Below are 25,687 nucleotides of genomic sequence, written 5' to 3'. Positions count from 1 at the left end.
GGTTTACCTTCTTCTAGCATCTGAACATCGGCGGGATAAAGCCCAATAGGGCGGCGGTGCGTTATTTCCCGATCCGCGATGCGAGATAGGCGTCAAGCGAGGCGGGTTCCTGAAACGTAAAGCCGAGCATTTCCTTTTCCGCGTCGCTCAGCCCGTCGGCGCTCATGTTCGCCGGCAGCGCGATCTGCTGCTTGAAATAGGGAATATTGAACACATGATTGACGGCGCGGCGCTCTTTTTGGGTGCGGTTGAAGCCGCCGCCGTGGAAGGTCATGCAATCGAGCAGGATATATTGCCCCGCCTTCGCTTCCACTTGCAGGGCGTGCTTGCGGATATAGGTCTCGGACGGGAAGGCGGCGCTTTTATGCGACGCCGGCAGCACGAAGGTTGAGCCATTTTCGGCTGTGAAGTCATCGACGCAGAACAGCGCGTTGACTGCGAGCGGCGTACTGGTCGTGAAATGCTGATAGGGCAGGTCCCGATGCCAGATCGCCTGGCTGTAGGTCTGTCCCGGCGGATTTATGATGCCGTTCTGCTGGTTGAGGAAATATTTTCCGGGGATCAGAAGGCGGATAACGGCATGCAGTTCCGGATTCATGATCAGCCGCAGAAACGACGGACCGCCATGCGTGACCGCCGCCCGTATCGTGTGCAGTTCATTGGCGCCGCGTAAATTCTCCTCGCCCCATTTGCGGATGTAGCTGTCCCGCATCCGGTTGAAATCCCCGGATATCACGGCGAGTTCCGCATCAGAGAAGCCGGAATCGAGAATGGCGTAGCCGAGACGGCGAATCTGTTCGGCAATGTCCTCGTGCGGGGAGCTGGACTGATCCTGTTGCAGAACGCCGTATGAGCGGGCGGGAGCGCTGTATGTCGCGGTCATGGACGCTGTCCCATGTGGATCCTATAGGATGTGAAAACTGCTGCCGGTGATGGCAATCGGCCAGTGGCCCTGTTCAAACAGACGGTATTTGAGCGCGAAAGGATGATCCGCCTCTTCGCCGGCGGCAAGGACAAGCGCGGCCTGATGGCAGGCCTGCACCGCCGAGCCGATGACGGCGCGGATAAGTTCGTCATCCTCGAGCTCTGCCTCCTCGGCGAGGCCGTCGATGGCGCGCGTGATGACCTTGGAGGCCGTCGCGGAGACATGGGTGAGGGCGAGCGAGAGGTCCTCCTCGCTCATCAGTTCGAGCGCGGCGTCGGTCAGCGTCATGCGAAGCTGCTCCTCCGCCTCCCACCAGTCGCTGTTGAACTCGGGATTGCCGGCGGCATAGGCGGCATCCTCCCAGCTTTCAACTTCCGCCACAAATGCGTCCGGAAAGCCGAGATTGTTCATATACTCACGCGCCGTCTGCAGCGCGGAGCGGCCGAGCGGCTCTCCCGCCGCGGCGAACCAGGCGACGCTCGGGATCAGTTTGTTGAAGCGGATAACCGATCGTAATGTGGGATAGTCCTCGATATCCGGAAAATCCTCGTCCTCATCGGTCTCGAAATCCATGGTCGTTCACTGCCCCCTGATCATCATCGACGGTTTAACATGGATCGGATGATCACTTCATGTCTATTCATAGTCGCTGTCGAAAAAGGTGAAGAGTTCGGCCTTCAGCTTGATGTTCTTCTCGATCTTGCCGAGGCTGACGCTGGTGACCTGACCTTGCGCATCGGTGACGAGCCACTGACGAAGTTCGAACGGCTTGTCCGTGAAGATGAGCGTGATGCTGCCTTCATCGCGATTGTCGGTATCGATGATGGTGAGCCGCAGCGTTTCCCCTGCATGCTGCACATCCGTCACGGTGACGTCGCCGCTGAGGGAGACATTTTCCTTCAGCAGAATGCTGACCGGCGTTGCCATTAGCGGCAGGCGGGTTGTCTCTTTCAGCTCCTTGTCGTGAAAGACCAGCCAGAGCCCGTCCGCCACCACGAGTATCTGGGCGGGCGGCTTATATTCGAAGCGCATGCGGCCGGGTTTGCGCATGTAGACATCACCTTGCGCAATACCGCCCGCAGAATCGATCTGAAGGAAATCCGCCTTGAAGGTCTTGAGGGTGTCAAGATACGCCTCCACCCGCGCGATTTGCGCCTTGTCGGCCTCGGTAAGCGCCGCATGGGACGGGGCTGCGCTGATCGCCATCATCACGAGCGCGAACAGGAAATAGAGCGGTTTTGGCATAGAACGCATGTCTCTTGCTTTGGTTAAATGTCCATTTCCCCTGATATGGGAAAGGCCGCCGGAAATTGCCAGTCTTTAACGGGGGTCAATATTCGCGGCTGTCGATATCGCGCGCCAGCACTTCGCGTTTCCCGACATGGTTGGCGGCGCTGATGACACCCTCCTTCTCCATCTGGTCGATGATCCGTGCGGCGCGGTTATAGCCGATCTGCAGATGCCGCTGGACGAAGCTGGTGGAGGCCTTTCTCTCCCGGCACACCAGTTCAACGGCGCGGTCGTAAAGCTCATCGCCCGACCCGCCGCCATCGCCCATCATGCCGTCGAAATCGCCCTGATCCTCCTCGGTGACTTCCTGCTTATAGTCCGGCTCGCCCTGCGATTTCAGGAAGCTGACAACCTGTTCGACCTCCTCGTCCGAGACGAACGGGCCATGCACGCGCTGCACGCGCCCCGCGCCCGGCATGTAGAGCATGTCGCCCTGCCCGAGAAGCTGCTCCGCGCCCTGCTCGCCAAGGACGGTGCGGCTGTCGATTTTTGAAGTCACCTGGAAGCTGATGCGGGTCGGGAAGTTCGCCTTGATCGTGCCTGTGATGACGTCGACGGACGGGCGCTGCGTTGCCATGATGACATGCAGCCCGGCGGCGCGGGCCATCTGCGCGAGACGCTGGATCGCGACCTCGATATCCTTGCCCGCGACCATCATGAGATCGGCCATCTCATCGACAATAATCACGATCATCGGCAGCGGATCGGTATCGAGTGCGCGCTCTTCAAAGACGGGCTCGCCGGTTGCGGAATCAAAGCCGGTCTGCACGGTGCGTTTCAGTACCTCGCCCTTCTTCTGCGCCTCGCGGATGCGCTGGTTGTAGCCGTCGATGTTGCGAACGCCAAGCTCGGCCATCTTGCTGTAGCGGCTTTCCATTTCCTTGACCGCCCATTTCAGCGCCACAACGGCCTTGCCGGGCTCGGTGACGACTGGCGCCAGCAGATGCGGAATGCCGTCATAGACGGAAAGCTCCAGCATCTTCGGATCGATCATGATGAAACGGCACTCCTCCGGCGAGAGGCGGTAGAGCAGCGACAGGATCATCGTATTGACGGCGACCGACTTACCCGAGCCGGTCGTCCCCGCAATCAGAAGATGCGGCATGCGGGCGAGATCGGCAACGACGAGATCACCGCCGATATCCTTGCCGAGCGCGAGCGTGAGTTTCGAATTGGTGCTCTCATAGGCGGCCGCCGAGAGCAGTTCGCGCAAATAAACGGTCTCGCGCCGCTGGTTCGGAAGCTCGATCCCGATGGCATTGCGCCCCGGTATAACGGCGATACGGGTCGAGATCGCGCTCATCGAGCGGGCAATGTCGTCGGCAAGGCCGATGACGCGGGAGCTTTTCAGGCCCGGCGCGGGTTCCAGTTCATAGAGCGTCACGACCGGACCCGGACGGACACGGCTGATTTCGCCCTTGATGCCGTAATCATCAAGCACGGATTCCAGCAGCCGCGCGTTCTTGGAGAGAGCTTCCTCGCTGACCGGCTTTGAGACCAGCTTGGCATCGGGGAGAGCGAGAAGATCGAGCGGCGGAAGCTGATATTCACCGGCAGGTCCAAGATCAAGCACGGGCTGGCGCTCGGCATCCACGCGCTTGCCGACGGCGGCCGTCGCCTTGCGCGGCTCGATCTGCGGCTCGGCCGCCTTGCGGACAGGCGGCTGCGGCTTTTCTTTCTTGAGAAGTGACCGCTTCTTGCGCGGCGCAGCCTCCTGCACGGCCGGCTCCGCCGTGTCGTCATCGGCAAGGACGGACCGGAAGCTGAATTTCCGGACCATCGCCGGCGTCGTCACGATTGTCCGGAATACAGCGCCGATCGCCCGGCCGACAGCGCGCCATTCCCGGAAGGAGACGCCAAAGGAAAAGAGCAGCACGACCAGCGTGAAGAGCAGCAGAAGCGGCCCCAGTATGGCCGGATGGATATGAACGCCCACCTTCAACCCCATAAGGGTGAGGGTGTTGAAAATCACCTCTCCGACTATTCCGCCATAACCGGAATTGAGCGGCCAGCCCGCGGCAACGGGAAGGGCGGCGAGCGTCGCGGACGTTAGGGAAACGCCGAAGGGAAGGGCGGCGAGATGCATCCATCCCCAGCGCAGGCCGCGATGCGACATCACGCGCCACGACCAGGCAAGCAGGCCGAGAATGAGTGCGATTGACCCAAGCCCGAGCGTTTGCAGCAACAGGTCGGCGAGATGCGCCCCGCCGCTGCCGAGCAGATTGCTCGGCGGGTTCGAGGTCGCGTGATTGAAATTGGGATCGGCCGATGAATAGGTGATCAGCGCGAGGGTGCAGATAAGGGCGAGGACCAGCAGGGCAAATCCGCCGAGCTCAACCGCCCGTCTTTGTAGAAAATCAACGCTACCGCTGGGTAATATGGAAACTGATTTCGAGCTTTTAGATTTTAACATCATACGGATATTCTATAGGCTATTGGCCAGTCTAGTTAAAGCCTCTTTGCTCTCGTCGGGCGGTGCGACCAGCGCGACGCGGATATAGGGATCGCCCGGATTGATCCCGTCCGGCCCGGCGACGCTCAGATACCGCCCGGGAAGCACGCGCACCGCGCCCTTCGTCCAGAGACGTTTTGCCGCCTCCACCCCGTCGCCGACATCGAGCCAGAGGAAGAAGCCGCCTTCAGGGCGGTAAAAGCCGAAGCGCGATCCGAAAATTTCTTCCGCGATATCAAATTTCCGCCGGTAAAGGGCACGGTTTTCCTCGACGTGCGCATCGTCATTCCAGAGCGCGGTGGCGGCGGCGCAGACCGGAAGCGGGGACGTTGCGCCCGAAAAGCTGCGAAGATGCAAAAACGTCTTGATGAGGGAGGCTTCCCCGACGCAAAAGCCCGAGCGCAGCCCCGCCGCGCTCGATCGCTTTGAGAGCGAGTGGAAGGCGATCACATGATCAAGCGCGCCGCCCCTGTCGCGGCAGATTTCGAGGATGCCGACGGGCGGCGTCGCGTCATAGATTTCCGAATAGCACTCATCGACGATCAGATAAAAGCCGTGCTTCCTGGCAAGATCGAGGGCTTTTCCAAGATACGCCGCGCCGGCGACCGTCCCTTGCGGGTTTGACGGGGTGCACAAATAAAAGGCAGCGGTGCGGTCCAGCAGCGCGGGATCCAGCGCTTCCAGATCGGGAAAGAAATTGCTCTCGCGTCCTGCGGGAAGGAAAACGGGTTCGGCGCCGGCCATGATCGCCGCGGCGTGATAGACGTGGTAGTAGGGCGTCGGCATCAGAATTGCGGGCTTTGGCGATCCGCTTGGCGCGCGGTCGGTGATAATGGAGGCGATCATATAGAGCGCTTCCTTCGTGCCGTTCACCGGGGCGATATTGCGGTCCGCATCCAGCATCGTTTCCGGCAGCGCAAAGCGCCGCGCAAGCCAGCCCGTGATGGCGCGGCGAAGCTCGGGCGTGCCGTCGATCGGCGGATATTTGCCGTATAGATGCTCATTTGCCCGCAACGCATCGATCATAAGCTGCGGCGGCGTATGCTGCGGCTCGCCGATGGTCAGCAGCGCCGGTGTGAGCCCCGGCGCCGGCGCGAGCGGGTCGAGCAGAGTGCGCAGCGCGCCGAAGGGCGAGTCGCGCAAATATGTGAGGTCCGAATTGATCATTTACCCTGAATACCGCTCTGAGGGGTTATTTGATCCCGAAACTTAAGGGAATCGCGGGGGCGACACAAGCGGCTTGGGAGGGGGACAATGAAAAGCCCGAATTTCGACGCTTGGAAGGTCAGAAATCCGGGCTTGGTGGAGAGACCCCGCGCAAGTTGCCTGGCGCGAGGTCTGATTGGGACGCGCTCAGAGCGCCTGGGTTCCCTGACCGAACTCGGGGTAGGCTTCGAGCCCGAGTTCCGCCTTGTCGAGGCCGAGAAGTTCGTCCTCTTCATGCGCGCGGATCCCGATTGTATATTTGAGCAGGAGCCAGCAGGCCGAGCTGACGACGATGACGAACGCCCCGACGCTCACGATACCAACGAGCTGCGCGTAGAGGGTTGCGTCCGCATCCGAGAAGGTGACCGCGATCGTCCCCCAGATACCGCAGAAAAGGTGAGCCGGAATGGCGCCAACAACGTCGTCGATCTTCAGCTTGTCGAGCAGCGGGACGGCGAGCACGATGATCACACCGCCGACGGCGCCGATCAGGATTGCCATGCCGATGGTGGGATCAGCCGGCTCCGCCGTGATGGAGACGAGGCCGCCGATGGCGCCGTTGAGGGCAAGGGTGAGGTCAACCTTCTTATAGAGAAGCTGCGTCACGATCATTGCGGCAACGACACCGCCCGCGGCGGCCATGTTGGTGTTCGCGAACACATTGGCCATTTCAATAACAGCGGCGGCACTCCCAAGCGCGAGCACGGAGCCCCCGTTGAAACCGAACCAGCCGAGCCAGAGAACGAAGGTGCCAAGCGTTGCGAGCGGCAGATTTGCGCCCGGGATCGGGTTGATCCGGCCGTCCGCACCATATTTCCCCTTGCGCGCGCCGACAATGATTGCGCCGGTCAGAGCCGCCCAGCCGCCAACGGAGTGCACGATGGTCGAGCCGGCATAATCGGAAAAGCCGAGCTCCGACAGCCAGCCGCCGCCCCACGTCCAGGAACCCTGGATCGGATAGATAATAACCGTAAGCAGAACCACGAAGGCAAGGAACCCCCAAAGCTTCGTCCGCTCGGCGAGCGTTCCTGAAACGATGGATGCCGCCGTGCCGACGAATACCATCTGGAAGAACCAGTCGGACGAGGAGGAATAGCCATCGGCCGTAAAGGTGCCAGCGAGCGCTTCGCTGTCATCAGGTCCCCAGAACGGGCTGAAGGTGCCGATATAGCCGCTCACATCCATATACATCAGATTGTAGCCGATGACGTAGAAGGTCAGGCCGGCGACAGAGTAGAGGGCGATGTTCTTGAGGCAGATCGTCGCCGTGTTCTTGGAGCGGACGAGGCCGCTTTCCAGCATCGCGAACCCTGCTGCCATCCACATGACGAGTGCGCCATTGATCAGGAACGAGAAGGTGTTGAGGATATAGGCCGTCTCGACGTCGACCTCCGCTGCGGCCGGCGCGGCGCCGATCAGGGCAAAGGCGGCGGCGGTTGTTGCGGCTGTTTTCATTAATGTTGATCTACGCATCAATATTCTCCTGGAGCGCATCTGCGTTTATTTCGGCCGCACGGATACGGGCCTTTATTTGCATGTCTGGAACAAAAATTTCGGTTTTAAACTCGGAGGAAAAGGTAAAGGCGTGGTCCGCGCTGCGGTGGGTCTCCGTATGGCCTTTCCAATGACGCGTGCCCGTACCTTCAAATGCCGCGAGCCCGCCCGGACCGGAAGGCGTCCAGGCGTCGCGCCCGGCGTCCGGTCTGCAAGACTTTTTGGCAGCCATAACCAGCTTCATGATGCTTCCCTCTTTGGCTCTTACTGGCCGGGGCGATATGCCCGGCTTCAGGCCTTGTTTTTCAAGACCCGTGCCAAATTAGGGCGGAAATGAATTCCCTTTTAGAATCAGAATGTTGAAAATTTGCAGGCGAACGAGGGGAGCGATAAGTCGCGGCAATCTGCCTAAATTTTAATCAAGTCCGAGACTTTGCATAATTATTAGACATTTAACGGCGCGAGCGCCTGCTCGGCAGCGGCGGCGAGACGGAGGAGTTTGCCTTCCGAATGGGCTGGCGCCATCAGCATAAGGCCAACGGGCAGCCCCTGATCCCTGCCGCAAGGAAGGCTGATTGCGCAAAGGCGCAGCAAATTGGCGAAGCGCGTCAGCAGAATGGGCATTACCATCGTGCGGCCGATATGGGCGGGATCGTTGAGGAGCGGCGCGATGGCGGGGGGATGCTGCGGCTCTGTCGGGCCGGCGACAAGGTCGAAGCCGGCGGTTTGTTCGAGATACGCGCGCGTGAGTTTTTCCATACCGCGGTAGAGTGCGGCGATATCGGTTCCGGAAAATTTCTCGGCAGCGAGAATGCGCTCGGCGATGGGGCCGTACATATCGCCCGGCTTTTCCCGGATCAGGTCACGATACATCATACAGGCTTCGATAGAGGCGGGCGTGCCGAACTTTGCGGAAAGCGCCGCCATTTCATCGAGCGCAGGAGCAGGGCCGTCGATGACCTCCGCACCGGCGGCTTTAAGCAGGGCAAGCCCCTTGCGAATTTGCGCGGTAATCGCGGGATCGCTTACCTCGTCGAACTGGCTGGTCGCGCGTAAAATACGCACCCCCTTCAGCGATACGCCTTTGAGGTCAACAGCAGGCGTACCGGAGAGAATGCTGTAAAGGATAGCTGCATCGGCGACATCGCGCGTAAGCGGGCCGACACTGTCCTGCGTGTAGGAAAGCGGCACGGCGCCTTGCAGTGAAATGCGCCCAAATGTCGGCTTGAACCCCGTGAGATTGCACCAGGCGGACGGAATGCGCACCGAGCCTGCGGTATCCGATCCGATAGCGGCGGGGGCAAGCCCCTCTGCCACCGAGAGCGCCGCGCCGGTTGAGGAGCCGCCCGCGACCCGCTCCGTTTCCGTGTCATAGGGATTAGGCGTGATGCCGGTCCAGGGATTGATGCCAAGCCCGGAAAAGGCGACATCCGGCATGCTGGTCTTGCCAAGGCAGACAAGGCCGGCGCGCGTCGCCCGCGCGAGACAGGCCGCATCGGTCTCAGGGGTGCGTCCCTCCAGCAGCTTCGTGCCGGCTTCCGTCGCGACCCCGGCGGTATCGAACAGATCCTTCCAGGAAATCGGCACGCCATCGAGCGGGCTCAGCCTGACGCCCTGTTTTGCGCGACGTGCCGCAGCCCTTGCTTCACCGAGCGCCCGCTCTTCCGTCAGGCGGACATATATTTTCGACTGCGGGTCCGCCGTTTTGATCCGCCCGAGAAAATATTGCGCAAGATCAATTGGATCAATCGATCCTTTCTCTATAAGATGCCCAAGTTCGAGGGCCGTCATGTCGTGCCAGGGTTTTGCCATGCGCGAAGCTTAGGACTATATCCATGTCGTGGCAAGACGGCCGACAAACTAATCATCGGGCGGCGGATTTATGACGGAACAGACGATCAAAACAGATATACTCGTGATTGGCGGCGGGCTGAACGGTCTGCCATTCGCCATTGCCGCGGCCTCGGCGGGCCTCCGCGTCGTGGTGCTTGAGCGGGAAAAGCCGGCGGATCTCCTTGACGCGACGTTTGACGGGCGCGTCTCGGCGATTGCCCATGCGTCGCGCAACCTGCTTATTGCCTTGGGTATCTGGCAATATGTGCGGGAAAACCAGCCGATGCTGGATATCCGCATCACCGATGGCCCGTCAAAACTCTTCCTCCATTACGATCACCGCCAGCTCGGCGATGAACCCTTTGGCGATATCGTTGAGAACCGGCATATGCGCGAGGCGCTTTACCGGCGTGCAGGTGAAGTGCCGACGCTCTCGATCATGGCGCCTGCGAGCTATCGCGCGATCTCGCGGGACGCCTCGGGCGTTACCGCAACGCTCGCGAGCGGTGAAACCATTCAGGCGCGGCTGCTCGTCGCGGCCGATGGGCGCGGCTCGCCGGTGCGGCGCGCCGCTGGCATCAAAACGGTCGGCTGGTCCTATGATCAAACGGGGATCGTCTGCACGGTCGCCCATGAAATCCCGCATTACGGCGTCGCGCAGGAGAGATTCCTGCGCCCCGGTCCCTTCGCCATTCTGCCGATGACGGGAAATCGTTCCTCCCTCGTCTGGACGGAACAAACCGATCGGGCAAAGATCATCATGGGGCTTTCCGATGCGGCGTTTCAGCGCGAGATGAGCAAGCGCTTCGGCGACTATCTCGGCGCGCTCAAAGTCGTCGGTCCACGCTGGAGCTATCCGCTTTCCCTGCATCAGTCGGAAAGCTACGTCGCGGAGCGGCTCGCCCTGATCGGGGATGCGGCGCATGGCATGCATCCGATTGCGGGGCAGGGGCTGAACCTCGGCCTTCGCGATGTCGCGGCCCTTGCCGAGGTTGTCATTAATGCCGCGCGGCTCGGTCAGGACATTGGCGGGGCGATGGTGCTGGAGGACTATCAGCGCTGGCGCCGGTTCGACAGCATTACCCTCCTTGCGATTACCGACGGGCTGAACCGGCTGTTCGTCAATCAGCTTGCACCGGTTCGCGCGGCGCGCCGGCTCGGACTTGCCGCCGTGAACCGCATGCCGCGCCTCAAAGGATTTTTCATGGAACATGCCCGCGGCACGGTCGGGGAGCTGCCGCGGCTTCTTCGCGGGGAGACTTTATAGCGCCGCCTTCGCTGCCTTACGGGTCGCGGCTGAGGCCCGCCTTCGCGAGATTGTCGAGATAGGTCGCCCAGAGCGTCTCCTGCTTCAGGCCGAGTTCATAAAGATAACTCCACGAGAACAGCCCTGTGTCGTGCAGATCGTCGAATTTTATCCGGATGGCGTAGTTCCCGACCGGCTCCAGCCCCATGATGCCGACATGGCGGCGCCCCGCAACGATCTGCTTCTGGCTTGCACCATGGCCCTGCACTTCGGCGGAGGGGCTTTCAACGCGCAGGAATTCCGCCGGAAACTGAAAAGTCTGGCCGTCCGCGAAGGCGATGGAGAGAATTTTTTCCTGGCTTTTCAGGCGCACCTCGGTGACTTTGGGCCGACCCGCCTGATCGTAAATCTCGCCCGTCATGCCCCTTCCGCGATATCCAGTTCGCGCGCCTCTTCGACCAGCATGATCGGAATGCCGTTGCGGATCGGATAGGCGATCCCCGCCGACTTGCTGACGAGTTCGCTCTTCTCACGATCAAAAATAAGCGGCCCCTTGGTCAGCGGGCAGACAAGGATCTCAAGAAGTTTCGGATCAACAGCGAGTGTCTTGTTGTCGGTCATCAAAGGCTCTTTCACGCAGGGATTATTGCAAGGTACGGTGCGTTTCCACCTGCTGGATCATCATTTGCAGCAGGCTGATCAGAAGTTCTGCCCGGCTGCAGACGTCTTCAGCCTCCAGAAGCGCCTGCTTTTCCACGGGCGAGAACGGGCAGATCATGGCAAGCGAGTTGATCAGGCTGTCATCTTCGAGATTGTCGAGGGTCTGCCAGTCGTCGCCGCCGTCCTCGAATTCAAGGAAATGCCGAAGCGTCTCATGCAGCGCCTGACGGTCAACGCTGTTGCGCCGCAAAGGTTCAAGGTCATGGCGGAACTTCCCGTATGCCGCCTTGATCTGGCGATAGGGCGTCGTGACGTCTAGTTCCTCAATCACCTCGAAACGGCAGAGCCCTTCCAAGGTGATGCGCAGCATGCCGTTCGGCAGTGCGCCATATTCGCAAATCTTGCCGGCGCAGCCGATATGGAAGATCTCGGGCGTCATCAGCCGCGAGTTCGGATCGCGCGGCTGCACCATGCCGATCAGGCGATTGGTCGCCATGGCGTCCTGCACCATGGCGAGATAGCGGGGCTCGAAAATATTGAGCGGCAGATGAGCGTTGCTGAGAAGGAGCGCGCCGGACAGCGGGAAAATCGGCAGTACCGGTGGGAATTCGTCAAGTCCCATAGTCGCGCCCGTGTCAGTCATGAGAAGAGCAGAGATGAGAGCCGGCGTCGCAGGCTCTTTGTCAATGGGTTGGTGGCGCCAAGAAGGTCGAGCAGCTTGAGCAGCTCCTGCCGGCCGGCGGCTTCGTTCCACTCGCGGTCGCGGCGGATGATCTCGAGAAATTCTTCGCCGCCCGCCTCATAGTTGCCGCCACCGACGAGGGCGCGACCATATTGAAGGCGCGCCTCAAGATCATCCGGCTGCGCCTCGACCTTCTGGCGCAGCGGCTCGAGCTCGCCGGCGTTCACTGCATTCTCGGCAATCGAGATGGCCGCCATCGCGGCACTGACTTCGGGCGCTGATTTCTTGCTTTCGTCGATCGTGTCGATCAGACTTTTCGCGGCGTCGATCTCGCCAAGCTTGACATAAACTTTGGCAAGCTGCGCCTTGGCGCCGACATGCTCGGGGTCCGCTTCAAGGATTTTAGCAAAGGCTGTCAGCGCAACGTCGGTTTCGCCGGCCTCAAGCGCACTGGTTCCAGCTTCGTAGGCCTGCTCGATGGGGGAGGGGCCGATCGGGCCTGCGTGGTGCTCGACGAATTCCTTCACCTTGCTTTCCGGCAGCGCGCCCATGAAGCCATCGACAGGACGGCCGTCCTTGAAGGCGAAGACCGCAGGAATAGACTGCACCTGCAAACTCTGCGCGATCTGGGGATGCTGATCGATATCAACCTTGACGAGGCGGACAGCCCCTTTTGCGTCCTTGACCACTTTTTCAATAATCGGGCCGAGCTGGCGGCAGGGACCGCACCACGGCGCCCAGAGGTCGACAAGAACAAGCCGCTGCTTGCTCTCCTCCACGACATCTTCCATGAAGGTCTGCGTCGAGCCGTCCAGAATCAGATCATCGCCCGCCTCGGCGCTCTTGTTAATCAGGGTTTCCATCAGTGCTGTTACCAAATCCGTTTATTTTCAGAAGGAGTGCATTTGCGGACTAGCCGATGCGTTCTCCATGGGATAACACCATCCGGCACTTTTGTTAAGTGGTCCTCTCGATGATGTAGGCCGGTTGCACTAACAATCAAGACGCGTCGGCAATCTGTCTCTCCGGCAGTTCAAGGACCCGCGTCCGGTGGCCGCAGGCGTCGATGAAGGTCTGAAGGCCGGCCGGGGTGATGCGCGTGGTCATGGTGTTGATAAGCGGATGATAGTTGAGATACTCATGATCCATCATCCGTTTCTCGAGAATGACCTCAACGACCCGCTCCCTGTCGTTGATCAGCGCAAATGGCGTAACCGAGCCCGGTTCGACGCCGAGCGTCTCATAAAGCAGGTCCGGCTTGCCAAAGCTCAGGTTCTTTGCCCCGACCAGCGGGCGAAAGGCTTTCAGATCAACGGCAGTTTCCTGCAGGCAGACGACCAGGTAGAGGTCACCGCTTTTGTCCTTCAGGAACAGATTCTTGCAATGCCCGCCCGGCAGATGGCCGGTATGCTCCTGCGCTTCCTCGACGGTGAAAACCGCGACGTGATGATGGGTTTCATGACTGATTCCGAGTTCATCCAGTCTCGCCAACAAATCTTCAGGTGTTGCAGGCAATTTTCTCTTCTCCCTTTGCTTTCCTACTGCGAGGAAAGTAGCCGCTCTCGGCCCGGGTTAAAATAAAGAAATGCCAAAAGCGGAAAATTTCGAAAATCGCGCTTGCAATCGAAGGGTATTTACGTATTATCCCGCCTCGCAACCGATGTTGCCGCTCGAGCGGGCGTAGCTCAGGGGTAGAGCATAACCTTGCCAAGGTTAGGGTCGTGAGTTCGAATCTCATCGCCCGCTCCATATTTCAAAAATTTCATACATAAAATCAATTTTCTAAGCGCTGGGAGTGTCCCCGATTTCCCCTCCTCACGCGCCGAAGGCGCCATCGATCGTGTGCATTGCGCCAGTCACGAAATCCGTTTCCGGTCCCGCGAGCCAGGCGACCATCCCAGCGACCTCTTCGGCCCGGCCATGGCGCTTGATGGCCATGAAGCTGTGCAGCAGGTCGCGGATTGGCCCGTCGGCGGGATTGGCGTCAGTGTCGATGGGGCCCGGCTGAACGACGTTGACCGTGATCCCGCGCGGCCCTAAATCGCGGGCGAGGCCGCGGGCCATTCCCTGTAGTGCCGACTTGCTGAGCGCGTAGGCGGCAATGCCGGCGAACGGCACGCGGTCGCCGTTGACCGAGCCAATGACGATAATCCGTCCGCCTTCCGGCATCAGGCGCGCAGCTTCGACCGCGGCGTGATAGGGGGCATGCACATTGATCTTCAGCATCTCGTCGATCGCGTCGGGATCGAGGTCAAGCGCATTGCCGAAAACGGCGACTCCGGCATTCACGATGAGCACGTCGAGCGGGCCGCTCTCGCGCACCCGCCGAATGACCGCATCGCGATCGGCGCTGTCGGTGAGCACGGCCGTGCTGCCGGTCTCATTTGCGAGTTGCTCCGCCGCCTGCCGCGCGCCGAAATAGGTGAAGGTCACCTCTGCACCATCGGCGGCAAGCCGCCGGACGATTGCCGCCCCGATCCCGCGGCTGCCGCCGAGGACGAGTGCCGATTTTCCTTGAAAGCTGGTCATGAGATTCTCCAATCATATTTATATAGCGAGCGCTACATTAATATGGCTGGAGGTCTTCTGGTCAATGCATTATGTAGTTACCAATACAATAATAGTCTTTTGTGTGACGGCGGTATCATTCGGGGGATCAGAACGGGGGCTCCTCATTGGGAAGCGGGGATGCGTGCAATCACCTTGATCTCGAAATCGAACCCCGCGAGCCAGTTAACCCCGACGGCAGTCCAGTTGGGATAGGGGGCGGCCTTGAAGATGTCATTCTTCACGTCCATAACCGCGCCGATCTGTGTCTCGGGATCGGTGTGGAAGGTGGTGAGATCGATGATGTCATCGAAGGTGCAGCCGGCGGCCGCCAGCACGGCTTTCAGATTTTCGAAGGCGAGGCTGATCTGGCGGGTGAGGTCCGGCTCGGGACTTCCATCGTTCCGGCTCCCGACCTGGCCGGAGACGAACAGAAGGTCGCCCGAACGTAGCGCCGCCGAATATCGATGCTTTTCATAAAGGGCGTGCCGCCCGCTCGGGAAGATTGCTTCTTTTTGCATCATGAGGGGTGCTCCTCGCTGGTGGAAAGGACTTCTCTGATTGCGCAGCTCGCAACCTCGGCAGAGGCGAGAAGGCGCTCGAGCCCATAGCCGTTCCGCGCCATGGCGGAGAGACCGGCCATCGTTGTGCTGACGAAGGATGTGAGCCGGCCCGCCGCTTCCGGGTGCCGCGCCGCGATAAAGCCGCGAAGTGCTTCTTCTTTCGCAAGGTGAAAGTTTCGCGCGGCTTCGCGGGCCTCCGCATCGATACACCGCGTTCCTTCAAGGACGAGGCAGCCGGTCGTCTCCGGGTCGGCGGCATAAAGGCGGGCCGCCTGTTCAAGCAGCTCTGCGAGCGCGTCGGCGACCGGGCGGTCGCTGCGCAGCAATTCGCGGAATGGAACCACGCCGGTATGTGCGTAGCGTTCAAGCACCTGCTTGTAGAGGCCGGCCTTGCTTCCGAATGCCGCGTAAAAGCTCGGCGGATTGATGCCAAGCGCGGCGGTAATGTCGGCGACGCTCACAGCGTCATAACCGCGCGCATGAAAGAGCCGCTGCGCGGTCGCGACCGCCGCCTCGGGATTAAAGCGGCGCGGCCTGCCGCGGGGCCGCGGGATTGCGGGTTGATCCATGGCCTTGCCTCTATTGATTTTGCTCGTTCTATTTATGTAGCGTATATTACATATAGATGCAAGGCGTCGATTAAATCCGGCGGCTTAGGCTGCGCCGGGCGGTAGGCCAGTCGTCGGGGCGCCTGTGGGCGATAGGGAAAATTAACATTTCGACGCCATAATGGTGCCATAGTCTGTTGATACCAACCCGCGTCATTAATAATCGTTAATTTTTCTGGTTGAGGAAGAGTATGGCCTGTCCATTATGCGGCGGAGACGTCGAACGTCAAATCCGCACTTATGCAATTGATTATAAACATTTACAAAGTTACGTCGATCTCCCCGGATTATATTGCACCAACGCCGATTGCGGCGAGGGGATGGTTGAAGAGAGCGCCTGGGAAGAGGTGGAACGCGTCAAGGCGGAACTGAAGGCGGAATATCTCGGTGTGATGACGCCCGACAAAATCCGCGATCTCAGAACCAGGCTCAATCTGTCGCAGCGTCGCGCCGGCCAGATTTTTGGCGGCGGACCAAATGCCTTTCAGAAATATGAGACGGGTAAAGTCACCATCTCGCAGTCGATGAATAACCTGCTGCGTCTCGTCTCGAAATATCCGGAACTGATGGTGGAGCTGCAGCGCTGACAGGACGCCCTGCAGCGGCGTGCGTCAGAAAAATGATAGCCAAGCAGCCGGTTCGAAGTATTATCCTCCTGTGAACCGGGGGGGATAATCGAGTGGCTGCGCCTGACTACAACATTTCTCTGATCCCGCCGCGCCTTGACGGCGGCGGTGCCGATGTTGCATCCATCGGTTGTCGGGAAGCGCGGAAATGAGCGGTCCTATCCTGCTTGCCTATGATCTCGACGGTGAGGGCGGGGGGAAGCCCGTCAGCGACCGGGTCATCGGGAGGGAGCTCCGGCGCGATGTGCTCGCATGGGTTCACCTTGACGGAAAGCACCCCGATGCGCGGTTGTGGCTGGACAGGGAAATTTCGTCACTCGATCCCTTTGTCGTTGATGCCCTGCTCGCCGAGGAAACCCGGCCGCGTATGGCGGAGATTAATGATGGCGCGCTTCTGATCCTTCGCGGCATCAACCATGATGAAAATGCCGATCCCGAAGATATGGTGTCCATCCGCCTGTGGATCGACAAGACGCGGATTATCAGCGTGCAGCTGCGGAATTCGATGGCGATCTTTGACGTCGAAGAGCGGATCAGCGCAAACAAGGGGCCGCGCAACCCGGGCGAGTTCGTCAATTTGCTGCTCGCACGGCTCTCCGATGGCATGACGTCCCTGATCGCCGATCTCGATGACGAAACCGACGATGTCGAGGAGAGGATCCTTGAAGATCCTGACAGTTCCTTGCGGGAGCGGATCATCAGCATCCGCAAGACCGCGATCAAGCTTCGCCGCTATATAGCGCCGCAGCGAGATGCCATCGGCCAGCTGCTGCTTGCCGAGTTTTCCTGGCTGGACGGGCAGCATCGCCGCCTTCTACAGGAGAATTTCGACCATCTCCTGCGCTACATCGAAGATCTCGACGCCATTCGCGAACGCTCGCAGATTATGAAGGACGAACTCGCCAATATCATTGCCGACAAGCTGAACCGTCATCTCTATATCCTGTCGGTTATCGCCGCGATATTCCTGCCGCTCGCGTTTCTGACGGGGCTGTTCGGGATCAATGTAGGCGGAATTCCGGGCGATCAGTCCCCTTATGCATTCGCGATATTTTGCGGGGTTCTGGTGATCCTCGTCGCCGTGCAGATTTTTATCTTCAAGAAGCTGAAATGGTTCTGATCAGGGAAGCAATCGCATGATACGCATCAGCGCGGCCTTCGATGGCGGGAATATCATTTGCGATGACTGTCGCGCGCCCGCCGATATTCGGCTGCGTATCCGGCCAGATACGAATGCGGATTTTTTCCAGTGGTTCTACTTTCGCCTGAACGGCGCGCGAGACACCGATTGCGTTATGCGCATCCTGAATGCGGGGGCGGCCTCCTATCCACAAGGGTGGGACGGATATCGCGCCGTCGCCTCCTATGACCGGCAAAGCTGGTTTCGGATCGCGACGGACTATCGGGACGGTGAGTTGATCCTCCGCCACCGGCCGGAGCGCGATACCGTCTATTATGCCTATTTCGCGCCCTACACGATGGAGCGGCACCTTGACCTGCTCGCGTGCGCAGGGCAATCGCCGCTCGTGCGGCATTCATCGCTCGGATTGACCGCCCACGGGCAGGATATTGATCTTCTCACCATTGGCGATGCCGGCGAGGCGAAGAAAAGCTTCTGGATCATCGCCCGGCAGCATCCGGGAGAAACCATGGCTGAATGGTGGGCCGAAGGTTTTCTGGAACGCCTGCTCGATCGCGCCGATGCCGTCTCCCGCGCCCTTCTGGAGAACGCCTGCTTTTATGTCGTGCCCAACATGAATCCCGACGGCAGTCGGCTCGGGCATCTCAGGACCAATGCCGCCGGCGCCAATCTGAACCGGGAGTGGGACGCACCCGACCCGGAGCGCAGCCCTGAGGTCTATCATGTGCGGGCGAAGATGCGCGAGAGCGGCGTCAATCTCTGTCTCGATGTTCATGGCGATGAGGCGCTTCCCTATAATTTCATCGCCGGCGCGCACGGTATCCCGAGCTGGAATGCGACCCGCGACCGCCTGCTGACCGATTTCAAGCGGAGCTGGCAGCAGGTCAATCCCGACTTCCAGACGCAGCATGGCTATCCGATTGCGCGCAAGGGAAAGGCGAACATGTCGATCTGCGTCAATCATGTGAGCGAATATTTCGGCTGTCTCGCGATGACGCTCGAAATGCCGTTCAAAGATACGGCGGACCGCCCGTTTCCAGAGGTCGGCTGGTCCCCGGAGCGCGCGAAACGGCTTGGCGCATCGGTTCTCGATGTCATCTACAGATTGTTTGACCGTCTCTAGCGGGCATCCGAAAAATATTAGACAAAGATAATTTTTCTGTTGTTTTTTTTCGCGATCGGGAGCTTTCTATTTCGCGCAAAATCATCGTGATTCTGCATTTGTCGTTTTTTTGGAGGGGGTTCAAGACAAATGCTTGCGGAAAAATTTATCAAATCATCTGTTATCTATCTGCTGATCGGCCTCTGCCTTGGCCTTTACATGGGAATATCCACGGATCATTCCCAGATGCCGACCCACGCGCATCTCAATATGCTCGGCTGGGTGACGATGGCGCTGATGGGCGTCGTCTACAAAAGCTGGCCGCAGGCCGCGGCGGGGAAACTCGCCACCGTCACCTACTGGCTCGCGCATATCTCGGTGATCGGCATGACGGTGGGGCTGTTCCTGCTCTTTTCGGGGCACGAGGAGTATGAGCCCATCGCGGCCATTTCGGCGATTGTGGTGATCGTGAATATCATTCTGTTCGCCGGCCTGCTGTACCGAAAGATCTGAGCGTCAGCCTTCGGCCTCGAAGGTCAGCGTCTGCCCGAGCAGGCCCGCCGTGTTGCCAAGCGCGGCGAGACAGTTCTCTGCGCGCTCGGGCGGAATATAGACGGAGAAGAGCGTGATAAACCATGTCTGGTCATTCTCTTTCACCTGGTCGGATTTCAGGCGGACGATATTTGCTTCGAAATCGATGAAGACCTCGGTCAGCCGGGCCAGCAGTCCCGGCTGATCTTCCCCCTCGCAGCGGATGTGATGGGTGATGCGGCTTGGCGGCGTTTCGACGTCGTCAAGAACGAAGCGGCGAAGATCGACGTCTGCCTGCTCCAGCCCCTCAAGCGAGGCAAGCTCGCCTGCGAGTTCGCTCTCGGAAATCTCCGATGGGATTTCGATGATAGACGTAAAGGCGCAGCCCTTTCCGAGAATCGCAAAGGAGGTATCGCCAAGATTGACCCCCTTGTCGAATAGATGCCCACTCAGCAGTGAAATCAGACCGATACGATCCTTTGAAAAGACGGACAGAAGCGCTTTGTAGGTGGACATGGGACCTCGCTGTTCTGTGGCTGCAGATACCGGGAGCGGCATCATCCTCTATTACACCAGCTTTTTTGCGCCTTCGCAAACGGCATATATTCGCAAAGGCGGATAACCTTGCGTTAACGAAAAGACGCTATGATGGCGCAATCGGATTGAAACTATTTGCGATTCTCGGCCATTTCCGGCGTCGGGCAGGAAATTGCGGGAGAAAACTGGAGATAGATGAATGCTCATCGGTGATATCTTGTTGGCGCAGAATCTGGTGACGCCGGAGGATATAAAGATCGCCCTGCACCGGCAGAAGGAAAATGGCGGCCGGCTTGGCGAAAACCTCGTTGCGCTTGGCGCCCTGACCCAGGAGCAGCTTGATCGTGCCGTTTACGAGGCGCCGCGCGCGCCAAAGACCATCGAAGACACAGGGATCCCGAGCTCCAACCTGCTGCGCATTCTATTCAAGCTCATCTATGTGAACAGCCTTGAGACGGCATCGGAAATGTCAGCGGCCATCAAGCTGCCGCTTGGCGTCGTCAATCGCCTCATTCAGGAGGCGGGCGACCGCAAGTTTCTGGAGTCGCTCGGCAATGTGGATAATTCGACCTTTTCCGAAACACGCTATGTGATGACGGAAATGGGCAAGCGCTATGCGATCGAGTCGCTGGATCAGAACCAGTATGTCGGCCCGGCGCCGGTCTCGCTTTCCGCCTATCAGTCGCGCATCAATCAGCAGAAGATCACCAACGAGCGGATCAGCCAGCAGAAGATTGAGGAGAGTTTCAAGAACCTTATCATCGCTGATGATTTCGTGCGTCGTCTGGGTCCCGGCATCAACGCGGGGAAGAGTATCCTGCTCTACGGTCCGCCCGGTAACGGCAAGACGACAGTCGCGGAAAAGGTCGCGGATATCTTCGCCAACGTGATCTATATTCCCTATTGTTTCGAAGTCGACGGCCAGATCATCAAGGTGTTCGATCCGGCCATCCACAAGCCGCGGTTCGGGGCATCCTACAGCGAAAAGACGAAAAGTTCTGGCCTCCGCCGGGAGGAGTTCGACGGGCGCTGGGTGCCGTGCGAACGACCGGTTGTGATTACGGGCGGCGAACTGACGCTCGAGATGCTTGATCTCAGCTTCAACGCCCATGCCAAATATTATGAGGCACCGCTGCATGTGAAGGCGTCCAACGGCACCTTCATCATCGACGACTTCGGTCGCCAGCTTGTCAGCCCCGAAGACCTGCTCAATCGCTGGATCGTTCCGCTTGAAAGCCGGATCGACTATCTGAAACTGCACACCGGCAAGAGCTTCTCGCTGCCGTTTGACGAGCTTGTCATATTCTCAACCAACCTCTCGCCGGACGATCTGATGGATCCGGCATTTCTGCGCCGTATTCCCTACAAGCTTGAGACGGTGGGGCCGACGCGCGAGCAGTATTTCGAGATCTTCAAGATGGTCGGGGCATCGCGCGGGCTGGAGATTACCGAAGATATCCTCGATATCGTGATCGAAGAGCTTCAGGTGAACAACAGTTTCGAGCTTGCCTGCTACCAGCCGAAATTTATCGTCGAGCAGATCATCGCGGCCTGCAAATATCAGGGGCGGGACCCGGCGGTCAGCCGCGAGCTGGTCATTGATGCTCTGAAGAATCTCTACACCACCTCTGCGAAGGGGGCGGGCAAGACGGCGGCGAAGGCGTTGGAGACGGGCGCGACATCAAAAGCTTCGATTGCCGCGATCTGATCCGCCTGTCGCCTAGCTGAGCTGCGCGCGGTTGCCCGGCAGGACAAGCCGGGCCGCAGAGATGATGCTGGTGCCAAGCCAGCTCGTCCGGTTGATGACGAGGCAGGCGGTGGTCGCGTCAAGTTCGAGAAAATGATTGATCTCGGCGTTGGAGACGGCGGCCTGAATCACGTGCCGATGTGAGAGCTGGGCGTATTTCCGGGCAAGAAACGTATCGGTCGTCATCTGGCGGAAATCCGTTTCCAGAAAATCATGCACCAGCGCCGGATTGACGTAGCGGTCCTCCAGCATGACCGGCAATCCGTTCTCGCGATGCACGATGTAGGAGCGGTACACCTTCTCCCCTGCCTTCATGCCCATCATGATGGCCGCCTTGGGTTCGATCTCTTCCCCTTGCAGGAAATGGATATCGCACTGATGCCGCCCGCCGCGGTCGCGGATGACATCGTCGATCTCGCGGATTTCGAGGAGCTTGGGCTGTTTCTTCGGTGCGGCGACGAATGTGCCGACGCCCTGTATCCGCTCAAGATATCCGGCCTGTGTCAGCTCCCGCAATGCCCGGTGAATGGTCATGCGCGAAATTCCCATCTCCCGGACCAGCGCATGCTCGGAAGGTATCTGGAAATAGGCGGGCCAGCCACCGCCTTCGATATTCTGCAGGACGTAGGATTTGACCTGTTCATAGAGTGGCTTGGGCGGCGCAAAGCCGCCCTCTTCGGGCGCCAGGGTGATATGAGGCATGTCGAGCTCCCTCTCCGCTGTTTGTCTTAGCAGGAGGACGCCGGTACCGCCCGCGATGTGACGCGGCGGCGGACAGGAAAATGCAGAAACTTGAAAATAATTCTTGAACGATCGTTCCAGATGCCTATATGATATCTGTACTGATCAGCTCTATCTCTGAAAAGTTGATAATGATCTGTGAATGGCCTGCCCCGATTATTGCGCCCCTCGGGGTGGGCCGATTTCGCATCTCTCCCCCTGTCGTCCGTCTTTTACCCTTGAACCATATTGTTGCATTGTTCATATAAACGCCAAAGCAGTTTATGACATGCAGGATGGATATGACAGAACATACACATGAATTTCAGGCAGAAGTTGCCAAGCTTCTGGATATTGTGACGCATTCCCTCTACAGCGAGAAGGAAATCTTCCTCCGCGAGCTCGTGTCCAATGCGTCTGATGCCTGTGACCGGCTCCGCTATGAAGCGCTGACCCGTCCGGAACTCATCAAGGATGATCCCGAATTCAAGGTCTCTATCTCTGTTGATGAAAAGGCGCGCACGCTGACAATCGCCGATAACGGTATCGGTATGACCGAGCAGGAAATGATCGACAATCTCGGGACAATCGCGCGCTCGGGCACCTCGCGCTTCTCGGAGCAGCTGACCGGCGATGCCGCCAAGGATGTGACCCTGATCGGGCAGTTCGGCGTTGGTTTCTACTCCGCTTTCATGGTAGCAGATAAAGTCACCGTCACCAGCCGCCGGGCGGGAGAAGAGGGGGCAACCGTCTGGACGTCGGAAGGGCGCGGCACGTTCTCGGTCGAGCCCGCGACGCGGGATGGGCGGGGGACAACTATCGTCCTTCACATGCGAAAGGACGCGAAGGAATTTCTTGAGCCGGTGCGGCTTCGCCAGATCGTCAAGACCTATGCCGATCATATCGCCATTCCGGTGATCTTGCAGGGAACCGGCGAGAAAGCCGAGGCGGAGACGCTCAATTCGGCGAGCGCGCTCTGGACCCGTCCGAAATCGGAAATCACCGACGAGCAGTATGCGGAATTCTATCGCCATGTCGGACAGGCGTTCGATACGCCCTGGCTGACATTGCACAGCCGCGCCGAAGGTCGCATCGAATATACAATGCTCCTGTTCGTGCCCGGGCATCCGCCGTTTGACTTGTTCAACCCGGAACGGAAATCGCGTCTCAAGCTCTATGTCAAGCGCGTCTTCATTACCGATGACTGCGAAGAGCTTGTCCCGGCCTATCTCCGCTTTCTCCGCGGCGTCGTGGATAGCGAGGACCTGCCGCTCAACGTCAGCCGGGAAATGCTGCAGCATAATCCCGTCCTGCAGAAAATCCGCAGCGGCCTGATCAAGAAGGTGCTGGGCGAGTTGGAGCGCAAAGCCGCGAAAGACGCCGACGGGTTCAACAGCTTCTGGGACAATTTCGGCGCTGTTCTCAAGGAAGGCATTTATGAGGATGTCGTCAACGGCGAGCGCATTCTGAAGATGGCGCTGTTCAACAGCACCGCATCGGAGAAGCGGACCAGTCTTGCCGATTATATCTCGCGCATGAAGGAGGGGCAGGATGCGATCTACTATATCACCGGCGAGGATGTCGAGACGCTGAAAACGAGCCCGCAGCTTGAAGGGTTTGCGGCCAAAGGCGTGGAAGTGTTGCTGCTCGCCGATGCCATCGACAGCTTCTGGCTGAACCGCATTACCGAGTTTGACGGCAAGCCGTTCAAGTCCGTCACCCGCGGCGCCGCCGATCTCGACAAGCTGGCGGCAACGAAGGAAGCGGATGAAAAGACTGAACCCAAAGCGGATGACGCCGAGATGGACAGCCTGATCGCCGCCTTCAAAACGGCGCTCGATGGCAAGGTGAAGGATGTCCGCACCTCGTCTCGGCTGACGGGAAGCCCGGTCTGTCTCGTGGCCGATGACGGCGATATGGATATTCATCTGGAGAAAATCCTGAAAGCCAACCGGCAGCTTGGCGGCGGATTGGAAAGCCTGCGCATTCTCGAATTGAACCCGCGCCATATGCTGATCCGCAAGCTCGCCGCAAAGGTGAAGCAGAATGGCGCGTCCGATGCCGTGAGTGACGCCGCGCTTCTGCTGCTCGATCAGGCGAGGATCATTGAAGGGGATCCGGTGCCGGATCCGGCCGCCTTTTCGCGGCGCATGGCGAACTTCATGGTCGAGGGCATCTCTGCCTGACCTGCTGGACGGCGAGGGTCCCACGCCTCTGCGTGACTGAAAAAAGACTGCCGGAAACATAATCCGGCAGTTTTTTTATAGCTAAAAACAACTATAGCGATATATTAATTGAAAAAATACACTTTACTCTTACATGAGAAGCTGTGACCCCATGGAATGACGACTTGAATGATCCGACTTGGCAAACTTCTCCTGATCATCTGTATTCTGCCCGGCGCGTCCGCCTGCACGGCGGTCAAGGATGTGTTCGTTGCGGAGGAGATGACACGGTTCGCCGAGGATGTGACGGTGCTCTCTGCGGTGATCGCCGAGGAATTTGAGCTTGCGGAGGAAATCAACACCCTTGGCTTCACCGACAGCCTGCTCTTCCAGCTTGAGCTTGGCGGGACGCCCGATACGGATCTGAAGCCGCTCTTCAGCGCCCGCGATATCGCTGCGCGGCAGGATCTGCTCGCCGCCCTTGAAGGCTATGTCTCGGGTCTGGCGGCAATCGGCAAGGGGCAGAGCGCGAGCGCCGTCTATTCTGGCGTCTCCGGCGCGGCGGCGGGGCTTAAATCGCTCACTGCCGACAGTTTCAGCCTGTCGCATTCTCTCTCGCTCCTGCAATCGGATCAGCTTATCAATGACCTCGATCTATTCGACGAGTTCTTCCTGCTGCCCGAGCGGGATCGGCGGCTCGCACCCATCCTGGAGAAGGGGGGCGAGGCCGTGCGAAAATCAGCGCTGCTGCTTTATGTCGATATCGGTGCGCCGAGCGATCAGTCAGCCAAATGCAGCTTCACGGCGCCGGCCAACGACATTGATGATGATATGCGCAGCCTGAAGCTCTGCCGGGGTGGCCTTCGCTCCATTGTCGCAACCGCAATCGCCTTCAACGTCACGGTCTGGAAGGACCGTCTGGCCCATTTGACGACGCAGGCGGAGAGTAGCATCGCGCGCCGCGCTGTGGTGACGCATCTTGTCACGCTGCAGAAGTTTGCAGCGTCCGTCGATACGCTGCTCGCGCAAACCCAGTCCGCGCTGATCGCGATGGTCGCAACCCATAGCGCCTTTGAGACGGCTGTTCGTGAGAGCAATGCGGGCGAGGCATCCGCGTCCCTGCTGGCGGCGTCCCGCTCCCTGCTCTTTCACGAGGAGACGGCCGCTCTCAAGGAACGTATCGACGGCGCGAGATCCACCCTCGCGGCGCTTGCGGGTGCCGCGCCAGATGCGCCGGCGGGGCAAATTGCAGCAGCCGGCGATAAGGAGATGCCACAATGACTGAAACATTTGCCGAGGCGCTTCAAAAGCTGCAAGCCGGTCTCGATATGCTGAACGCGCAGGATGTATCGCATCTTCCCGCCCGCCAGCTTGCCATGGTGGAAAAATCGAAAACCGCCCTCTACGGCGAGATCCAGCATCTGCAGGCGCGCGAGATTGAAGAGCGGGATGCGGACTATGCCGTCGTGACGGCGGCGCTTCGCAACAGCAAGGCGGATCTCACGGCTCTCTCGGGCTGGATCGCCGAACGGGAGGCGGAAGACCGCGCGGTCTTCACAATGCTCTCGAAAGGGATAGGGATCGTCCTTTCCCTGCTGGTGTGAGCCAGTAT

The 25,687-nt window shown here is 59.3% G+C and carries 27 protein-coding genes and 1 tRNA gene; 10 read left to right on the top strand and 18 right to left on the bottom strand.

Annotated elements, in window-relative coordinates:
• Window positions 1–61 precede the first annotated feature (61 nt).
• The 8 genes from V7Z56_RS05960 to V7Z56_RS05925 form a co-directional block, all read right to left on the bottom strand.
• A complete protein-coding gene (locus V7Z56_RS05960; RefSeq protein WP_334128453.1) occupies window positions 62–883 on the bottom strand; it encodes a phytanoyl-CoA dioxygenase family protein in 822 nt (273 codons plus the stop codon).
• A gap of 21 nt (window positions 884–904) precedes the next feature.
• Window positions 905–1,498 (bottom strand): hypothetical protein, encoded by a 594-nt coding sequence (locus V7Z56_RS05955; RefSeq protein WP_334128452.1) that lies wholly within the window; start codon window positions 1,496–1,498, stop codon window positions 905–907.
• A gap of 63 nt (window positions 1,499–1,561) precedes the next feature.
• Window positions 1,562–2,170: a LolA family protein gene (locus tag V7Z56_RS05950; RefSeq protein WP_334128451.1), complete on the bottom strand. Its 609-nt coding sequence runs from the start codon at window positions 2,168–2,170 to the stop codon at window positions 1,562–1,564.
• Window positions 2,171–2,255: 85 nt separating this feature from the next.
• Window positions 2,256–4,631, bottom strand: a complete 2,376-nt coding sequence (locus V7Z56_RS05945) for a DNA translocase FtsK (protein WP_334128450.1) — start codon at window positions 4,629–4,631, stop codon at window positions 2,256–2,258.
• A 9-nt stretch (window positions 4,632–4,640) separates the two neighbouring features.
• On the bottom strand, window positions 4,641–5,834 hold the full coding sequence (locus V7Z56_RS05940; protein ID WP_334128449.1) for an aminotransferase class I/II-fold pyridoxal phosphate-dependent enzyme: 1,194 nt from the start codon (window positions 5,832–5,834) through the stop codon (window positions 4,641–4,643).
• Between the two features lie 186 nt (window positions 5,835–6,020).
• Window positions 6,021–7,328, bottom strand: coding sequence for a hypothetical protein (locus V7Z56_RS05935; RefSeq protein WP_334128448.1), 1,308 nt, complete (start codon window positions 7,326–7,328; stop codon window positions 6,021–6,023).
• A 10-nt stretch (window positions 7,329–7,338) separates the two neighbouring features.
• Window positions 7,339–7,611: a hypothetical protein gene (locus V7Z56_RS05930; RefSeq protein ID WP_334128447.1), complete on the bottom strand. Its 273-nt coding sequence runs from the start codon at window positions 7,609–7,611 to the stop codon at window positions 7,339–7,341.
• Window positions 7,612–7,811: 200 nt separating this feature from the next.
• Window positions 7,812–9,179 carry an amidase gene (locus tag V7Z56_RS05925; RefSeq protein ID WP_334128446.1) on the bottom strand — a complete coding sequence of 456 codons (1,368 nt, stop codon included), beginning with the start codon at window positions 9,177–9,179 and terminating at the stop codon, window positions 7,812–7,814.
• 70 nt (window positions 9,180–9,249) lie between these two features.
• Between V7Z56_RS05925 and V7Z56_RS05920 the strand changes: the two genes are divergently transcribed.
• The gene (locus V7Z56_RS05920) at window positions 9,250–10,467 is read left to right on the top strand and encodes a UbiH/UbiF/VisC/COQ6 family ubiquinone biosynthesis hydroxylase (protein WP_334128445.1); all 1,218 of its coding nucleotides are present in this window, start codon (window positions 9,250–9,252) and stop codon (window positions 10,465–10,467) included.
• 16 nt (window positions 10,468–10,483) lie between these two features.
• Here V7Z56_RS05920 and V7Z56_RS05915 read toward each other — a convergent pair whose 3' ends face one another.
• From V7Z56_RS05915 to V7Z56_RS05895, 5 genes are all read right to left on the bottom strand, one after another.
• Window positions 10,484–10,867 carry a DUF971 domain-containing protein gene (locus V7Z56_RS05915; protein ID WP_334128444.1) on the bottom strand — a complete coding sequence of 128 codons (384 nt, stop codon included), beginning with the start codon at window positions 10,865–10,867 and terminating at the stop codon, window positions 10,484–10,486.
• Window positions 10,864–11,067 carry a Trm112 family protein gene (locus V7Z56_RS05910; protein WP_334128443.1) on the bottom strand — a complete coding sequence of 68 codons (204 nt, stop codon included), beginning with the start codon at window positions 11,065–11,067 and terminating at the stop codon, window positions 10,864–10,866. The genes V7Z56_RS05915 and V7Z56_RS05910 overlap by 4 nt, the downstream gene beginning before the upstream one ends.
• Before the next feature lie 22 nt (window positions 11,068–11,089).
• Window positions 11,090–11,728 carry an LON peptidase substrate-binding domain-containing protein gene (locus tag V7Z56_RS05905; RefSeq protein ID WP_334128442.1) on the bottom strand — a complete coding sequence of 213 codons (639 nt, stop codon included), beginning with the start codon at window positions 11,726–11,728 and terminating at the stop codon, window positions 11,090–11,092.
• Between the two features lie 17 nt (window positions 11,729–11,745).
• Window positions 11,746–12,651, bottom strand: a complete 906-nt coding sequence (gene trxA, locus V7Z56_RS05900) for a thioredoxin (RefSeq protein WP_334128441.1) — start codon at window positions 12,649–12,651, stop codon at window positions 11,746–11,748.
• A gap of 136 nt (window positions 12,652–12,787) precedes the next feature.
• Window positions 12,788–13,279 (bottom strand): prolyl-tRNA synthetase associated domain-containing protein, encoded by a 492-nt coding sequence (locus tag V7Z56_RS05895; RefSeq protein WP_334128440.1) that lies wholly within the window; start codon window positions 13,277–13,279, stop codon window positions 12,788–12,790.
• A 183-nt stretch (window positions 13,280–13,462) separates the two neighbouring features.
• Between V7Z56_RS05895 and V7Z56_RS05890 the strand changes: the two genes are divergently transcribed.
• Window positions 13,463–13,537: transfer RNA gene (locus tag V7Z56_RS05890), tRNA-Gly, on the top strand.
• A gap of 66 nt (window positions 13,538–13,603) precedes the next feature.
• On the opposite strand, the gene bdcA is transcribed toward V7Z56_RS05890, so the two are convergent.
• The 3 genes from bdcA to V7Z56_RS05875 all read right to left on the bottom strand — a co-directional run bounded on the left by bdcA (window position 13,604) and on the right by V7Z56_RS05875 (window position 15,467).
• A complete protein-coding gene (bdcA, locus tag V7Z56_RS05885) occupies window positions 13,604–14,317 on the bottom strand; it encodes an SDR family oxidoreductase (protein WP_334128439.1) in 714 nt (237 codons plus the stop codon).
• Window positions 14,318–14,460: 143 nt separating this feature from the next.
• Window positions 14,461–14,859 (bottom strand): RidA family protein, encoded by a 399-nt coding sequence (locus V7Z56_RS05880; RefSeq protein WP_334128438.1) that lies wholly within the window; start codon window positions 14,857–14,859, stop codon window positions 14,461–14,463.
• Window positions 14,856–15,467, bottom strand: a complete 612-nt coding sequence (locus tag V7Z56_RS05875) for a TetR/AcrR family transcriptional regulator (protein WP_334128437.1) — start codon at window positions 15,465–15,467, stop codon at window positions 14,856–14,858. Before V7Z56_RS05875 ends, V7Z56_RS05880 begins: the two co-directional genes overlap by 4 nt.
• Before the next feature lie 230 nt (window positions 15,468–15,697).
• On the opposite strand from V7Z56_RS05875, the gene V7Z56_RS05870 reads away from it, so the two are divergent.
• From V7Z56_RS05870 to V7Z56_RS05855, 4 genes are all read left to right on the top strand, one after another.
• Window positions 15,698–16,093: a type II toxin-antitoxin system MqsA family antitoxin gene (locus V7Z56_RS05870; protein ID WP_334128436.1), complete on the top strand. Its 396-nt coding sequence runs from the start codon at window positions 15,698–15,700 to the stop codon at window positions 16,091–16,093.
• Between the two features lie 187 nt (window positions 16,094–16,280).
• On the top strand, window positions 16,281–17,252 hold the full coding sequence (locus V7Z56_RS05865) for a zinc transporter ZntB (RefSeq protein ID WP_334128435.1): 972 nt from the start codon (window positions 16,281–16,283) through the stop codon (window positions 17,250–17,252).
• A gap of 16 nt (window positions 17,253–17,268) precedes the next feature.
• Window positions 17,269–18,396, top strand: a complete 1,128-nt coding sequence (locus tag V7Z56_RS05860; protein ID WP_334128434.1) for a M14 family metallopeptidase — start codon at window positions 17,269–17,271, stop codon at window positions 18,394–18,396.
• Between the two features lie 129 nt (window positions 18,397–18,525).
• Window positions 18,526–18,888, top strand: coding sequence for a hypothetical protein (locus V7Z56_RS05855; protein ID WP_334128433.1), 363 nt, complete (start codon window positions 18,526–18,528; stop codon window positions 18,886–18,888).
• A gap of 3 nt (window positions 18,889–18,891) precedes the next feature.
• Here the strand turns inward: V7Z56_RS05855 and V7Z56_RS05850 are convergent, their stop codons facing one another.
• A complete protein-coding gene (locus tag V7Z56_RS05850; protein ID WP_334128432.1) occupies window positions 18,892–19,422 on the bottom strand; it encodes a glycine cleavage system protein R in 531 nt (176 codons plus the stop codon).
• Between the two features lie 220 nt (window positions 19,423–19,642).
• Between V7Z56_RS05850 and V7Z56_RS05845 the strand changes: the two genes are divergently transcribed.
• Window positions 19,643–21,151 carry a hypothetical protein gene (locus tag V7Z56_RS05845; protein ID WP_334128431.1) on the top strand — a complete coding sequence of 503 codons (1,509 nt, stop codon included), beginning with the start codon at window positions 19,643–19,645 and terminating at the stop codon, window positions 21,149–21,151.
• A 12-nt stretch (window positions 21,152–21,163) separates the two neighbouring features.
• Here the strand turns inward: V7Z56_RS05845 and V7Z56_RS05840 are convergent, their stop codons facing one another.
• Window positions 21,164–21,892, bottom strand: a complete 729-nt coding sequence (locus V7Z56_RS05840) for a UTRA domain-containing protein (protein WP_334128430.1) — start codon at window positions 21,890–21,892, stop codon at window positions 21,164–21,166.
• A 320-nt stretch (window positions 21,893–22,212) separates the two neighbouring features.
• On the opposite strand from V7Z56_RS05840, the gene htpG reads away from it, so the two are divergent.
• The 3 genes from htpG to V7Z56_RS05825 all read left to right on the top strand — a co-directional run bounded on the left by htpG (window position 22,213) and on the right by V7Z56_RS05825 (window position 25,679).
• On the top strand, window positions 22,213–24,096 hold the full coding sequence (gene htpG / locus V7Z56_RS05835; RefSeq protein ID WP_334128429.1) for a molecular chaperone HtpG: 1,884 nt from the start codon (window positions 22,213–22,215) through the stop codon (window positions 24,094–24,096).
• 168 nt (window positions 24,097–24,264) lie between these two features.
• Entirely contained in the window at window positions 24,265–25,356 is a 1,092-nt protein-coding gene (locus tag V7Z56_RS05830; protein ID WP_334128428.1) for a hypothetical protein, read from the top strand.
• Window positions 25,353–25,679, top strand: coding sequence for a hypothetical protein (locus V7Z56_RS05825; RefSeq protein WP_334128427.1), 327 nt, complete (start codon window positions 25,353–25,355; stop codon window positions 25,677–25,679). Before V7Z56_RS05830 ends, V7Z56_RS05825 begins: the two co-directional genes overlap by 4 nt.
• Window positions 25,680–25,687: the final 8 nt, after the last annotated feature.

The organism is Sneathiella sp., from assembly GCF_036844445.1.
Lineage (GTDB): Bacteria > Pseudomonadota > Alphaproteobacteria > Sneathiellales > Sneathiellaceae > Sneathiella.
The sequence above is the reverse complement of the archived record's forward strand: the minus strand, read 5'-3'. Positions and strand labels throughout refer to the sequence as shown.